Below are 12,646 nucleotides of genomic sequence, written 5' to 3' on the forward strand. Positions count from 1 at the left end.
AGTCACAGATGAGTTCATCTCCACCGCGACCGTCGGATAGCGGCACCGACGCCCGCCGCGCCAAGGCACGGCGCAAGCTCCGTCGACGCGCCAGCGGCACCATCGTGCTCCTGGCCGGTCTGGTCATGGCCGGTGTGCTCGCTTCGGTTCTGACCCCCGACCCTCAGGTCGCGGTGGCCGACGAGAGCAACGCCGCGATGATCAACGACGGCCGCAAGCTCTACGAGACCTCGTGCATCACCTGCCACGGCGCAAACCTGCAGGGTGTGCCCGACCGTGGTCCCGCCCTGCTCGGCGTCGGCGACGCCGCCGTGTACTTCCAGGTGTCGACCGGCCGCATGCCGGCCGCACGTGGTGAGGCACAGGCGCAGCGAAAGCCCGCGAAGTTCACGACCGAGCAGATCGACCAGCTCGGCGCCTTCATCCAGGCCGAGGGCGGCGGACCGCAGGTCCCCCGCGACGCCAACGGCGAGGTCGCCCAGGGTTCGCTCCGTGGCGACAGCATCGGACGCGGCAGCGAGCTGTTCCGCCTGAACTGCGCCTCGTGCCACAACTTCACCGGTCGTGGCGGCGCCCTGTCGTCGGGTAAGTACGCCCCGAACCTCGACGGCGTCAGTGAGGCACAGATCTACACCGCGATGCTGACCGGTCCGCAGAACATGCCCAAGTTCTCGAACCGTCAACTGAATCCGGAAGAAAAGAAAGACATCATCGCCTACGTCAAGTACGCGACCGAGGCCAAGCCCAGCGGCGGACTCGGACTGGGCGGCTTCGGGCCGGTCAGTGAGGGCATGGTGATGTGGTTCGTCGGCGTCATCGCCATCGTCGCAGGCGCCATGTGGATGGGATCTCGAGCATGAGCGGCAGTGACAAGGACGTCCCGTCGCGGGACGAACTGGAGCAGATGAGCACGGATGAGCTCGTCAAACTCGGCACCAATCTCGACGGTGTCGAGATCATCCACCGGGCCGAGCGGTACACCGAGGCCGGTACCAAGGTCGAGAAGCGCGCCGAGCGCCAGGTCGCGGTCTGGTTCACGATCGCAGGTATCTCCGCACTCGCCTGCCTGGGCATCTTCCTGTTCAACCACTGGGAATTCGCCCTCCCCGACGATCCGAACTACTGGTGGTACACCTTCAACACGCCGCTCCTCGGTGCGACGTTCGGACTCTCGGTGCTGTCCATCGGCATCGCGATGATCCTGATCACCAAGAAGTTCATCCCGTCGGAGATCTCCGTGCAGGATCGCCACGACGGCGGTTCGGCCGAGGTCGACAAGAAGACGATCGTCGGACTCCTCCAGGACACCGGCACCACCTCGACCCTGGGTCGTCGCAAGATGATCATCGGTTCGGCCGGGTTCGGTCTGGGCGCCTTCGCGCTGACCGGCCTCGTCGCCTTCCTCGGTGGCTTCATCAAGAACCCGTGGGCCGAGCGCGAGAACGCCCCGCTGTGGCACTCGGGCTGGTCGCCGATCTACAACTCCGAGGAAGACCCCAACGAGACGATCTACCTGCGTCGCGACACGGGCAACCCGTACCAGGTCGCCCTGGTCCGTCCGGAGGATCTCGACGCCGGCGGCATGGAAACCGTCTTCCCGTGGCGTCGTTCCAACGGGTTCGGCGAGACCGAGCACTCCCGTCACGCGCTGATGGAGAGCCTCCACGAGGTCCGCAACCCCGTCATGCTCATCCGTCTTCGCCCCGAGGACACGGCCCGCGCCATCAAGCGCACGGGCCAGGAGAGCTTCAACTACGGTGACTACTTCGCCTACACCAAGGTCTGCAGCCACCTCGGTTGCCCCGCCTCGCTGTACGAACAGCGGAGCAACCGCATCCTGTGTCCCTGCCACCAGTCGCAGTTCGACGCGCTCGAGTACGCCAAGCCGATCTTCGGACCGGCGGCCCGTGCTCTCGCACAGCTGCCGATCACGGTGAACAATGAGGGTTACCTCGTTGCGGCAGGTGACTTCATCGAGCCCGTCGGACCGGCATTCTGGGAGCGTAAGTCATGACCATCGCCGACCGTCTCGGCGCACAAGCCGAAGAAATGGACTCGCGGTATCACCTCGCCGCGGGTATGCGTCGCCAGATCAACAAGGTATTCCCCACCCACTGGTCGTTCATGCTGGGTGAGATCGCGCTCTACAGCTTCATCATCCTGCTGATCTCGGGCGTCTACCTCTCGCTGTTCTTCGATCCGTCGATGACGCACGTCGTCTACGACGGCGCGTACCAGCCCCTCAACGGCGTCATGATGACCAAGGCGTACGAGACCACGCTGGACCTCTCCTTCGAGGTTCGCGGCGGCCTGTTCGTCCGTCAGATCCATCACTGGGCAGCTCTGCTGTTCGCGGCGTCGATCATCATCCACATGGCGCGCATCTTCTTCACCGGTGCGTTCCGCCGTCCGCGTGAGGCCAACTGGATCATCGGCTCCCTGCTGCTGGTACTGGCGATGTTCGAGGGCTTCTTCGGCTACTCGCTTCCCGACGACCTGCTCTCGGGCACCGGCGTCCGCGCCGCCATGAGTGGCATCGTCCTCGGCATCCCCGTCGTGGGCACCTGGATCCACTGGGCGCTGTTCGGTGGGGACTTCCCCGGCGACATCATCATCCCGCGCCTGTACGTGCTGCACATCCTGCTGTTCCCCGGCATCATCCTGGCCTTGATCGGTGCTCACCTGGCGCTCGTCTGGTACCAGAAGCACACCCAGTTCCCCGGCCCCGGCCGCACCGAGAAGAACGTCGTCGGTGTCCGGATCATGCCGGTGTTCGCCGCCAAGGCCGGCGCGATGTTCGCCTTCGTCACCGGTGTGCTGGCCGTCATGGCGGGCATCTTCCAGATCAACCCGGTCTGGAACATCGGCCCGTACAACCCGGCGCAGGTGTCGGCAGGTTCGCAGCCGGACATCTACATGATGTGGACCGACGGTCTGATACGTCTGTTCCCCGCGTGGGAGCTCTACCTGGGCAACTACACCGTCGTGATGTCCAACTGGGTCGTCCTGATCATCACCATCATGTTCGGCGTGATGTTCGCCTACCCGTGGATCGAGAAGAAGCTCACCGGAGACGACGCTCACCACAACCTGCTGCAGCGTCCGCGTGACACCCCGGTCCGTACCGCGATCGGTGCGATGGCGTTCTCGTTCTACATCCTGCTGACGCTGGCCTGCATGAACGACATCATCGCGTTCAAGTTCCACATCTCGCTCAACGCGACGACGTGGATCGGCCGGATCGGTCTGATCATCCTGCCGCCGCTGGTGTACTTCATCGCCTATCGCTGGGCGATCTCGTTGCAGCGCAGCGACCGTGAGGTTCTTGCACACGGCATCGAGACCGGCATCATCAAGCGTCTGCCGCAGGGCGAGTACATCGAGCTGCACCAGCCGCTCGGACCGGTCGACGACCACGGTCACCCGATCCCGCTCCCCTACCAGGGCGCTGCACTGCCGAAGCGGATGAACAAGCTCGGTTCCGCCGGCGCACCGGGTACGGGTTCGATCCTGACCGCCGACCCGGTCGAGGAGCAGCTGCGCAACGTCGAACTCGAGCACGAACTCGAGGCCGCCGAACGCAAGGCTCTACGCGAGCTCCAGGCCAAGGGTGGCAACCCCTTCGGCGAGTAGCTTCCGACACCAGAAAGCGGGCCGTCACGCACCATCCGGTGCATGACGGCCCGCTTTTTGGTGTCACCCGCCGGATGAGCCGCTCCGCCGGTTGAGCGTTCCTCCGCCGGTTGAGCTTGTCGAAACCCCCTCTCCCCTCCCCCGCCGGGCCTTCTGGCCTCGCCCCCACGGCCACTGCCCGGATGTGGCACGGTGGACACCATGCGCCGGTTACGTCATCGTGGTTCCGGCCTGTCCCAGATCACCCGTGGGATGGGCACTCTCGACGCCGAGATCTATGACACGATCGCCCGCTCGCCGAGTCCGCTGCTCGACTCCACGATGCCGGTACTGACCCACGCGGCTGATCACTCGAAGCTGTGGATGGCGATCGCCGCCGGGTTGGCCGTCTCCGGCCGGCCGTCACTTCAGCGCGGAGCGGCCCGGGGTATCGCCTCGCTGGCCGTCACCAGTCTCGTGACCAATCAGGCGGCCAAGCGGATTCGACGTCGCACACGCCCGCATCCGGGACTCATCCCCGACCCACGACGCGGCCGCAGACAGCCGACGTCGAACTCCCTGCCCTCCGGGCACTCCGCGAGCGCTGCGGCCTTCGCGATCGGTGTCGCAGTCGAGAACCCACCCGCCGGCCTCGTGCTGTCCGGGCTGGCCGCCCTCGTCGGGCTCTCCCGGGTCGCCACCGGCGCCCACTACCCCGGCGACGTGGTCGCCGGGCTGAGCATCGGGGCCGCCGTCGCGACACTGGGTACCCGGGTCGTGCCGCCGATCGCCCGGCCATCCCTGTCGCTCGCCGATCCGACGCTCGTCGAGGCCGAACCTCGACCCGACGGTGCCGGTCTCGTCGTAGTGGTGAACCCGGCTTCCTCGGACGGGCGCGGACGTCGTGTGCTGGGAGACATCCAGACGGCGCTCCCCGCCGCCGAGATCGTCGAACTCGACGACAACGACGATGTCGCCGCGGTGTTCGCCGATGTCGCGGCGCGCGCCTCGATCATCGGCGTCGCGGGCGGGGACGGCACGGTGGCGTGCGCCGCAGGCGCGGCGATCGACGCGGAGCTTCCGCTCGCGGTGTTCCCGGCGGGCACCTTCAATCACTTCGCGCGTGACATCGGTTGCGGGACAGTCCAGGACACCGTCCACGCCATTGCCTCCGGGTCGGTGTCCAAGGTCGACGCGGTGTGGCTCAACGATTCTCGTCTGATCCTGAACACCGCCAGCATCGGTGCCTATCCGCATTTCGTCCGCATCCGGGAACGTCTCCGGCGCCGCATCAGCCGACCACTCGCCACCGCCACCGCGATCATCCGGGTGCTCCGCGAGGACGCCAACGTACGGATCGAGGTCGACGGCCAGGTGCTCGACGTCTCCCTGTTCCTCCTCGGGAACTCGATCTATCAACCCACGGGATTCCTGCCCACGCGACGCCTACGGCTCGACGACGGGCTCCTCGATGTCCGGATACTCGAGATGGGACATCGCTGGGCGACCCTGCGGCTGTTGGGATCTCTCGCCGCCGGCCGCCTGGAACGATCCCGGCTGTACCACGAGATGCAGGTACCCGAGTTCCGGTTCACGGCCGTCGACGGTCCGGTGGCGGTGTCCCACGACGGCGAGGTCGAGGAAAGCTACTCGAACGCGCACTTCCGCGCCGACTACCGCCGGCTGAAGGTGTACGGCCCGGTTCGCTCCAGGCGGATCTGAAGGGCTCGCCCGGACACGAGACAAGAAAAGACGACGCCCCACCTATGCGGTGGGGCGTCGTCTCTTGTGGTTCTACCGAAGGCTCAGTGCTTCTCGGGTCCGACGTGGTACTCGAAGACGAGTCCGGCAGCGGTACCCAGGATCACCGCCACGGCGAAGATCGCGAGCCAGAAGTTGCCAGAGGCGAACCCGACCGCGAAGATCGAGGCGCCCAGGGCGATCAGGATCGGCCACCACGAGTGCGGGCTGAAGAAGCCCAACTCGCCGGCGCCGTCCTCGATCTCGGCATCCTCGTAGTCCTCGGGGCGGATCTCGACGCGCCGCGACACGAACCGGAAGAACGTGCCCGCGATCAGCGTCAGACCCCCGGCGAAGAACAGGCCGACGACGCCGACCCACTCGATGCCCTTGCTGGTGAACGCGGTGAACAGCGTGTACGCGACGCCGGTCAGCACGAAGAAGGCTGTCAACATCTCGAAGAGGCGTGCTTCGATCTTCATCGTCAGCTCTCCTTCTTGGTGCAGTTGGCGAGGGTCGGGTCATCCGGGTTGCCGGTGGCACCCACCGAACCGTCGGTCTTGCGACGGGTGTCGAACGGAACCGTGGTGACGGCTTCCGGTGCCTGGCAGATCGACGCGAGCGCCTCGGCGTTGGTGGCCTCCGGATTCGACTGGCGGAAGCGGATGTAGCTGTCGAAGTCCTCCGGTGTCACCGCGCGGACCTCGAAGTTCATCATCGAGTGGTAGGTGCCGCACATCTCGGCACAGCGCCCGACGAAGGCTCCGGTCCGGTCGAGCGAGCCGATCTGGAAGATCGGGTCGGTCGAGTTCTCCTTCGGGAACGGCATCACGTCGCGCTTGTACAGGAACTCCGGCACCCAGAACGAGTGGACGACGTCGCCCGAGGCGAGATTGAACTCGATGCGCTTGTCGGTCGGCAGGACCAGGACCGGGATCTCGCTCGACGAGCCGACGGTCTCGATCTTGTCGAACCGCAGGTAATCGCGGATGTCGTCGTCGCGCCCACCGGCCGGACCGGGCAGCTCGCCGCCGTGCTCACCCTCGACAGCCGGCTCGGGCTCGACCTCGCCGTCCTTCTGCTGCTGCAGTTCGAACGGGTTGCCGTCGGCCTCGAAGCCGTCGTAGGTCGAACCGTCGCTGAAGACGACCTTGTTGTAGCCGAACTTCCAGTTCCACTGGAACGCGGTCACGTCGACGACGACCTTGGAGTCGTCGTTCTTGCCCTCGACGTCGTTCTGCACGATCACGGTGAAGTAGAACAGCACCGCGATGATGACGAACGGAATCGCCGTGTACGTGAGCTCCAGCGGCACGTTGTATGCGGTCTGCCGCGGGAACACGCCCTTCTTGGCGTCGTTCGCACGATGGAACGTGATCGTCCAGAAGATCAGGGCCCAGACCAGAATGCCCATGACGAGTGCGGCGATGACGGACCAGGTCCAGAGATCGACCATCTTCTTACCCTGGGGCGTGACGCCCTCGGGCCAACCGAAACGCATCGCCTCATTGGCGTCGCATCCCGACATCAGCAGTGCGCCGAGTCCGAGAGCGACGACGATTCCCAGTCGCTTCATCGTCTGCGACGCGGATGAGACACGCCGCGCTCGGGGCCGTCCACCGTGTGCCAATTTCACGCCTTCCTGCTCGCTCACCGGCGCCCTTGCGCCGCAGTGAGTGCATGCCACATGACCTGCACAGGGCAAGTACCCGTCGTGGACACACAACGAGTCTTGCACCTAGTACTACGCAGCGTAGACCAACCCGGCGAAGCTTTCGTGATCGGGGTTTGATCCGGCCGTGTCCGAGCACTCCAGGTCGGAATCCCGCTGGTGGCTCAGGCATACTCGGACCCGACCCGACGCCCGTCGGGGCCTGTGCTCGCGACGAGATTGGGGAGAAGCCAACGTGTGTGGTCTGCTCGGCCTTCTGACATCCGACCGGACGGCCACCGAGGTCGTCGACGCGGTGGCGGTGGCCTCGCACTGCATGCGGCATCGTGGTCCCGACGAGCCCGGCACCTGGCACGACGAGAACATCGTCTTCGGCTTCAACCGACTCTCCATCATCGACATCGAGCACTCTCACCAGCCGCTCCGCTGGGGCCCGCCGGAGAACCCCGACCGCTACGCACTGGTCTTCAACGGCGAGATCTACAACTACCTGGAGATCCGCGCCGAGCTGGCCGAGGACGAGGGTGCGACCTTCCGTACCGAGGGGGACGGGGAGGCCATCGTCGCCGCGTTCCACCACTGGGGCCCCGACGCGGTGCGCCGCCTCCGCGGCATGTTCGCCTTCGCCATCTGGGACACCGAGAACCGGTCGCTGTTCCTGGCCCGTGACCCGTTCGGCATCAAGCCGCTGTTCGTGGCATCTGGGCCCGGTGGCCTGATCTTCGGCAGCGAGAAGAAGTCCCTCCTCGACCTGATCGAGCGCGTCGGCCTGTCCAAGGACCTGGACCCGCGGGCGGTCGAGCACTACACGGTGTTGCAGTACGTCCCGGAGCCCGAGACCATCCACGCCTCGATCCGCCGGCTCGAGTCGGGCTGCCACGCCACCGCCTCCCCTGGCAGTCCGCTCTCGGTCCGCCGCTACTTCACGCCGCAGTTCGGGGTGCGTCCCGTCACCGACGCCACGCGCCAGAAACGCTATGACGAGATCGCCGACGTTCTCGCGGACTCGGTCGCCAAGCACATGCGTGCCGACGTCACCGTCGGCTCGTTCCTGTCCGGCGGCATCGACTCGACGGCCATCGCCGCGCTGGCGATCCGCCACAACCCCGACCTGATCACCTTCACCACCGGGTTCGAGCGCGAGGGGTATTCGGAGGTCGATGTGGCCGCCGAGTCGGCCGAGGCGATCGGCGCGAAGCACGTCGTCAAGGTCGTCGGACCGTCGGAGTTCATCGAGGCGTTGCCGTCGATCGTCTGGTATCTCGACGACCCGGTCGCCGACCCGGCCCTCGTCCCCCTCTACTTCGTCGCCGCCGAGGCACGCAAGCACGTCAAGGTCGTGCTGTCCGGGGAAGGCGCCGACGAACTCTTCGGTGGTTACACCATCTACAAGGAACCGCTGTCGCTCGCGGCCTTCGACCGTCTCCCCCGCCCGCTGCGTCGGGCGGCCGGCAAACTGTCCGACCGCATCCCGGAGGGCACTCGCGGCAAGAGCCTGCTGCACCGCGGCTCGCTCACGCTCGAGGAGCGCTACTACGGCAACGCCCGCAGCTTCGACGACGCCAGGCTGCGTGCGGTACTGCGCGACTATCGCCCGGAGTGGACCCACACCGACGTCACCGCGCCGATCTACGCGATGAGCGAGGGCTGGGATCCGGTGGCCCGCATGCAGCATCTCGATCTGTTCACGTGGCTGCGCGGCGACATCCTGGTGAAGGCCGACAAGATCACGATGGCCAACTCGCTCGAGCTGCGCGTGCCGTTCCTCGACCCGGAGGTCTTCGCGATCGCCGAGCAGCTGCCGCACGACGAGAAGATCTCGCACGGCACCACCAAGTACGCGCTGCGCAAGGCGCTCGAGCAGATCGTCCCGGCGCATGTCCTGCACCGCAAGAAGCTCGGCTTCCCGGTCCCGATCCGCCACTGGCTGGCCGGCACCGAGATGTACGACTGGGCGCACGACACGATCACCGAGAGCCAGACCGACCACATCTTCGACAAGAACGCCGTGATCGCGATGCTGAACGAGCACCGGGAAGGCGTGGTGGACAACAGCCGTCGCCTCTGGACGGTGCTGATCTTCATGATCTGGCACGGCATCTTCGTCGAGGGCTCGATCGTGCCGGAGATCGTCGACCACACCTACCCGGTCCGCCTCTAGCCCCTGTCGCTGCCCGGCCCCGAAAACCGCCCCTGGAAACGACCCTCACCAGGCGAACCGACGACACATTGTCGTCGGCGAGCCTCTGAAGGGCGCTTGCCAGGGGCGGTTTTCAGTGGTCAGGCGCGCGCTCAGTGGGCCAGTTTGAGGCCGATGACACCGCCGACGATCATCACCAGGCACAACGCCTGGACCAGCGACACCGGCTGCTCCCCGGTGACCATCGCGAAGACGACGGTCAGCACCGCACCGATACCGACCCAGACGGCATAGGCAGTGCCCACCGGGAGGTCACGCATCGCGAAGGCCAGACCGCCCATGCTGGCGGCGAGGGCCACGAAGAAGACCACGGACGGCGCCACCTTGGTGAAACCGTCGGACTTGCCGAGCGCGGTGGCCCACACCGCCTCGAGAACACCGGACAGCACGAGTATCAACCACGACATGACAGCCTCCCGCGGGCCGTCTTGTCGCACACCGGGTACAGCACCCCTCGTCCGGGAGTCCAGGAGAGCGGACTCTGCCTCCACGTTGTCACATCACCGATCGCGACGGCAATGTCAGACCGGTCACCGACCACTGCTGAGCGAAAACGGGTGGCGCAGGCCATTGCCCGCACCACCCGTCAGCGAAAGACGTTGTCAGAAAGCCGCTTTGATCTCCGCGGCGGCATCGGCGCCGTACGCACCCTCGATGCGTGCGAGTGCCGACTCGACGTCCCAGGTCCAGTCCTGCGTCGACACGGTCTCGAGGACGAGGACGGCGACCATCGAACCGACCTGCGCGGCGCGTTCGAAACCGAGCCCCTTGGAGAGCGCCGACAGGAAGCCGGCCCGGAAGCCGTCGCCGACGCCGGTCGGGTCGACCTTCTCGGTCTCCGGGACGACCGGGACATGGAGACGGGTCCCGTCGCGCTCGACGATCTCGACGCCGTCCTTGCCGAGGGTCGTGACGCGCACGCCGACCATCTCCGCGACCTGCGTCTCGGACAGGCCGGTCTTCTGGCGCAGCAGGCCCCACTCGTACTCGTTGGTGAACAGGTAGGCGGCGCCGTCGATCAGCGTGCGGACCTGCTCGCCGTCGAGACGGGCGAGCTGCTGGCTCGGGTCGGCGGCGAACGGGATTCCCGCGGCGCGGCAGGCCTCGGTGTGGCTGAGCATGCCGGCCGGGTCGTCGGCGCCGATCAGCACGAGTTCCGGCGTACCGGTCTCGGCGATGACGTCGGCGAGCGAGATGTCGCGGCTCTCGCTCATGGCGCCCGCGTAGAAGGTGGCGAGCTGCGCCATCGTCTCGTCGGTCGTGCACATGAAGCGGGCGGTGTGATGGGTCTCGGAGACCCGTACTCCCCGGCAGTCGACGCCGTTGGACTCGAGCCACTTGCGGTAGTCGTGGAAGTCCGAGCCGACCGCCCCGACGAGCACCGGGTTGCCGCCGAGCTGTCCCATGGCGTAGCAGATGTTGCCCCCGACGCCGCCGCGGCGGACGACGAGGTCCTCCACCAGGAAGCTGAGAGAGATGTGTTCGAGGTGGTCGCCGAGCAGCTGCTCGGAGAACTTGCCGGGGAACTTCATCAGATGGTCGGTTGCGATGGAGCCGCATACAACGATTGCCACTGGCGCTCTCAGCCCTTCAGTTGTTTGGTCGGACAGCTGTCCACGCTACCCACTGCCCCGACATACGACACCGGCCGCATCCCGAAAAGGGATACGGCCGGTGCCGGAAGACGTGTTCGACTCAGTTGAACGAGTCACCGCAGGCGCAGCTGCCGGTCGCGTTCGGGTTGTCGATGGTGAAACCCTGCTTCTCGATGGTGTCGACGAAGTCGATCGTGGCGCCCTGGACGTAGGGAGCGCTCATCCGGTCCACGGCCAGCGTGACGCCGCCGAAGTCCGAGGTGATGTCGCCGTCGAGGGTGCGGTCGTCGAAGAAGAGCTGGTAGCGCAGACCAGCGCATCCACCCGGCTGCACGGCGATGCGCAACGCGAGGTCGTCGCGACCTTCCTGGTCGAGCAGTGCCTTGGCCTTGCTGGCTGCTGCGTCGCTCAGGATGACGCCGGTGGCAGTGCCCGTTTCGTTCTGCACGGTCATTGATGCTCCTGTAGTGGTGTGGTCCCGGTGTGACGTGGCCCGATCGCGTCGCGAGACCTGCTGCCCGCGCATGATCGGGAAACACCCCGCTCGCCGGGAGGTCGACCGGTTGTGCCCGTGCGTACAACCGTACTCCTTCGCGCTGTATTCCCGCCTACTCGGACGTGCGTTTCCCCCAGTGCGCGGGGTAGGAGCCGGCGACCGTCTCCGCGAGCTTCACGAGTTGGTTCTCGGCGTCGCTCATGGCGACCTCGACCGACCCGGCCACGTCGACGATGGCATGCGCTTCCGCGATGCCGGCCTCCTCGATCTCAGCCGCCGACAGCGCGACCTGTCCGGCGAGGACCAGGGTCGGCGCGCCGGCACCGGATGCGCCCGCGGTCGACGCCTCATGGTGCAGGGCCGAGACCACTTTTCCGCGGAGTGTCTGGGAGTCGAACTTCCCCTCGCCGGTGATGACGAGGTCGGCGGCCGCGACGTCGGCCGTCAGGTCGGTTGCCTCCGCGACGACCGTCGCCCCGGACACGCGACGGCCACCGAGGGCGAGCAGCGCGGCGCCGAGCCCACCGGCGGCGCCGGCACCGGCGTCGGCGGTGATGTCCCGGCACGCGAGCCCGTTCAGGGTCGCCGACCATTCGGTGAGGCGCTCCTCGAGCAGTTCGACGGTGTCGGGGTCGGCACCCTTCTGCGGCCCGAACACCGTCGCGGCACCGAGCGGGCCGAGCAGCGGGTTCTCCACGTCCGACGCCACGACGATCTCGATGCCGGCCAGCCTCTCTCGCGCCCGCTCCGGCCCGCCCAGGGCGTCGACGAGTCCCGCACCGCCATCTGTCGTCGAGCTGCCGCCGAGCCCGACGACGAGCCGCCGGACCCCGCGTGCCAGAGCCGCCGCCACGAGCTCACCGACACCGTGCGTGGTGGCCGCGACCGCGGTCCGCGGGGTCGGCCGTCCGCCCAGCTGATGGAGACCACACGCCTGCGCACATTCGACGTAGGCCGTCGACGAGGCGTCGTCGAAGAGCCAGCGCGCGGTGACACCCGCGCCGAGCGGACCGTGCACGTCCGCGGTGACGAGAGTGCCGAACCGCGCGGCCAGGACGTCGACGAAGCCGGGTCCGCCGTCGGACTGCGGGGCGAGGACGAGGGTGTCGCCGGGTCGGGCGGCCGCCCATCCGCGGGCGATCGCGGTCGCGGCCACCACGGCCGACATCGTGTCGCCGAAGGAATCCGGCGCGATCAGAACGTGCAAACGCCGACTTCCGTCCCGGGTCATGGGCACGAAGTATAGGGACGCGGTGGCCACCCGGCAGCGTGACCGATTTGGGCGACCGCAAGGGTCCACCGAAAAGCGACGACCACGCGTTTCGACCGCA

11 protein-coding genes and 1 riboswitch are annotated in these 12,646 nt (G+C 66.9%); of the genes, 5 read left to right on the top strand and 6 right to left on the bottom strand.

Annotated elements, in window-relative coordinates:
• The first annotated feature begins 8 nt into the window (after positions 1 to 8).
• From qcrC to IHQ52_RS18585, 4 genes are all read left to right on the top strand, one after another.
• Positions 9 to 860: a cytochrome bc1 complex diheme cytochrome c subunit gene (qcrC, locus tag IHQ52_RS18570; RefSeq protein WP_006434959.1), complete on the top strand. Its 852-nt coding sequence runs from the start codon at positions 9 to 11 to the stop codon at positions 858 to 860.
• Positions 857 to 2,014 (top strand): cytochrome bc1 complex Rieske iron-sulfur subunit, encoded by a 1,158-nt coding sequence (gene qcrA, locus IHQ52_RS18575; RefSeq protein ID WP_006434958.1) that lies wholly within the window; start codon positions 857 to 859, stop codon positions 2,012 to 2,014. Before qcrC ends, qcrA begins: the two co-directional genes overlap by 4 nt.
• A complete protein-coding gene (qcrB, locus tag IHQ52_RS18580; RefSeq protein WP_006434957.1) occupies positions 2,011 to 3,633 on the top strand; it encodes a cytochrome bc1 complex cytochrome b subunit in 1,623 nt (540 codons plus the stop codon). The genes qcrA and qcrB overlap by 4 nt, the downstream gene beginning before the upstream one ends.
• A 201-nt stretch (positions 3,634 to 3,834) precedes the next feature.
• Positions 3,835 to 5,334, top strand: a complete 1,500-nt coding sequence (locus tag IHQ52_RS18585; protein WP_374978497.1) for a bifunctional phosphatase PAP2/diacylglycerol kinase family protein — start codon at positions 3,835 to 3,837, stop codon at positions 5,332 to 5,334.
• 83 nt (positions 5,335 to 5,417) lie between these two features.
• Here IHQ52_RS18585 and IHQ52_RS18590 read toward each other — a convergent pair whose 3' ends face one another.
• Positions 5,418 to 5,834: a cytochrome c oxidase subunit 4 gene (locus IHQ52_RS18590; RefSeq protein WP_006434955.1), complete on the bottom strand. Its 417-nt coding sequence runs from the start codon at positions 5,832 to 5,834 to the stop codon at positions 5,418 to 5,420.
• A gap of 2 nt (positions 5,835 to 5,836) precedes the next feature.
• Positions 5,837 to 6,928: an aa3-type cytochrome oxidase subunit II gene (gene ctaC / locus IHQ52_RS18595; protein WP_006434954.1), complete on the bottom strand. Its 1,092-nt coding sequence runs from the start codon at positions 6,926 to 6,928 to the stop codon at positions 5,837 to 5,839.
• 331 nt (positions 6,929 to 7,259) lie between these two features.
• Here ctaC and asnB point away from each other — a divergent pair, with 331 nt between their 5' ends.
• A complete protein-coding gene (asnB, locus tag IHQ52_RS18600) occupies positions 7,260 to 9,185 on the top strand; it encodes an asparagine synthase (glutamine-hydrolyzing) (protein ID WP_006434953.1) in 1,926 nt (641 codons plus the stop codon).
• A 131-nt stretch (positions 9,186 to 9,316) separates the two neighbouring features.
• Here the strand turns inward: asnB and IHQ52_RS18605 are convergent, their stop codons facing one another.
• The 4 genes from IHQ52_RS18605 to IHQ52_RS18620 all read right to left on the bottom strand — a co-directional run bounded on the left by IHQ52_RS18605 (position 9,317) and on the right by IHQ52_RS18620 (position 12,522).
• Positions 9,317 to 9,631, bottom strand: a complete 315-nt coding sequence (locus IHQ52_RS18605) for a DMT family transporter (protein WP_006434952.1) — start codon at positions 9,629 to 9,631, stop codon at positions 9,317 to 9,319.
• A 10-nt stretch (positions 9,632 to 9,641) separates the two neighbouring features.
• Positions 9,642 to 9,709: riboswitch (guanidine-III (ykkC-III) riboswitch) on the bottom strand.
• Positions 9,710 to 9,826: 117 nt separating this feature from the next.
• Entirely contained in the window at positions 9,827 to 10,798 is a 972-nt protein-coding gene (locus IHQ52_RS18610; RefSeq protein WP_006434951.1) for a carbohydrate kinase family protein, read from the bottom strand.
• A gap of 121 nt (positions 10,799 to 10,919) precedes the next feature.
• Complete coding sequence (locus IHQ52_RS18615) at positions 10,920 to 11,273, bottom strand: HesB/IscA family protein (RefSeq protein WP_006434950.1); 354 nt, start codon at positions 11,271 to 11,273, stop codon at positions 10,920 to 10,922.
• A 154-nt stretch (positions 11,274 to 11,427) separates the two neighbouring features.
• Complete coding sequence (locus tag IHQ52_RS18620; protein WP_006434949.1) at positions 11,428 to 12,522, bottom strand: glycerate kinase family protein; 1,095 nt, start codon at positions 12,520 to 12,522, stop codon at positions 11,428 to 11,430.
• Positions 12,523 to 12,646: the final 124 nt, after the last annotated feature.

The sequence above is a fragment of the Gordonia amicalis genome (genome assembly GCF_022059885.1).
GTDB classification, from domain to species: Bacteria; Actinomycetota; Actinomycetes; order Mycobacteriales; family Mycobacteriaceae; genus Gordonia; species Gordonia amicalis.

Excerpts from the sequence above, each read along its gene's own strand:
- qcrC (WP_006434959.1), top strand. The coding sequence starts at position 9 with ATGAGTTCATCTCCACCGCGACCGTCGGATAGCGGCACCGACGCCCGC.
- IHQ52_RS18590 (WP_006434955.1), bottom strand. The coding sequence starts at position 5,834 with ATGAAGATCGAAGCACGCCTCTTCGAGATGTTGACAGCCTTCTTCGTG.
- qcrA (WP_006434958.1), top strand. The coding sequence starts at position 857 with ATGAGCGGCAGTGACAAGGACGTCCCGTCGCGGGACGAACTGGAGCAG.
- IHQ52_RS18615 (WP_006434950.1), bottom strand. The coding sequence starts at position 11,273 with ATGACCGTGCAGAACGAAACGGGCACTGCCACCGGCGTCATCCTGAGC.
- IHQ52_RS18585 (WP_374978497.1), top strand. The coding sequence starts at position 3,835 with ATGCGCCGGTTACGTCATCGTGGTTCCGGCCTGTCCCAGATCACCCGT.
- IHQ52_RS18605 (WP_006434952.1), bottom strand. The coding sequence starts at position 9,631 with ATGTCGTGGTTGATACTCGTGCTGTCCGGTGTTCTCGAGGCGGTGTGG.
- ctaC (WP_006434954.1), bottom strand. The coding sequence starts at position 6,928 with ATGAAGCGACTGGGAATCGTCGTCGCTCTCGGACTCGGCGCACTGCTG.
- qcrB (WP_006434957.1), top strand. The coding sequence starts at position 2,011 with ATGACCATCGCCGACCGTCTCGGCGCACAAGCCGAAGAAATGGACTCG.